This is a genomic window from Paenibacillus etheri (genome assembly GCF_001012825.1).
Classification (GTDB): domain Bacteria; phylum Bacillota; class Bacilli; order Paenibacillales; family Paenibacillaceae; genus Paenibacillus_AQ; species Paenibacillus_AQ etheri.
Window position 1 is genome coordinate 1 of sequence record NZ_LCZJ02000100.1, and the last position, 243, is coordinate 243.

Genomic DNA, 243 nt, shown 5'->3' on the forward strand with positions numbered 1-243 from the left:
TTCGATTTGTCCGATGTGGATGTCGTAGAACGTTCTAAATATGATATGTCCCTTAAATACTTCTTAGATATGGCGCCAGAAGACGAGGTCATCAACCCTAGTTCACTCACGAAGTTTCGTAAACTTCGATTGAAGGATGTGAACCTGCTCGACATGCTGATTCAAAAAACGGTAGAAATTGCATTAGAAAAAGAAATCATTAAAAGCCGCGCAATCATTGTGGATGCTACCCATACGAAATCA

General features: G+C 39.9%; 1 protein-coding gene. It reads left to right on the top strand.

All coding sequences use genetic code 11. From position 1 onward, the window contains the following. The coding region (locus tag UQ64_RS29730) for a transposase (RefSeq protein WP_167348540.1) at positions 1-243 on the top strand (243 nt) is incomplete at both ends.